General features: G+C 65.8%; 1 protein-coding gene. It reads right to left on the reverse strand.

The features are described from left to right. Positions 1 to 441, reverse strand: a 441-nt coding sequence (locus IG99_RS43575; protein WP_037684595.1) for a phosphopantetheine-binding protein, incomplete at its 3' end; no start/stop codon positions are given. Positions 442 to 471: the final 30 nt, after the last annotated feature.

Genomic DNA, 471 nt, shown 5'->3' on the forward strand with positions numbered 1-471 from the left:
CAAGCCCGCCAACGGCACCATCTCCGGCGTGATCACCTCAACGCCCTCGACGATCCCGTTCGGGGGGATCAACAGGTTCTTGCCCGTGGTCTCCAGGCCTGACGCGAGCCCCGCCACCGTCGGCGTGACAAACAACGACCGCACCGGCACCGCAAGCCCACGCTCACGGAGCCGCTCCACCAAAGACACCGCCAACAGCGAATGCCCACCCAGCTCAAAGAAGTTGTCATCAATGGACACCCGGTCAATGCCGAGGACCTCCGCGAACACCCCGCACAGGATCTCCTCCTGCGGGGTGCGCGGCGCACGTCCCTCCGTGTTCGCGGTGAACTCCGGTGCGGGCAGAGCCCGTCGGTCCAACTTCCCGTTCGAGGTCAACGGCAAGACATCGATGGCGACGATCGCCGACGGGACCATGTAGTCCGGCACCGCTTCGGACACGTACGCCCGCAAGGCTTGCGGGTCAGCAGT

It is taken from the genome of Streptomyces griseus subsp. griseus, from assembly GCF_000720255.1.
GTDB classification, from domain to species: domain Bacteria; phylum Actinomycetota; class Actinomycetes; order Streptomycetales; family Streptomycetaceae; genus Streptomyces; species Streptomyces griseus_I.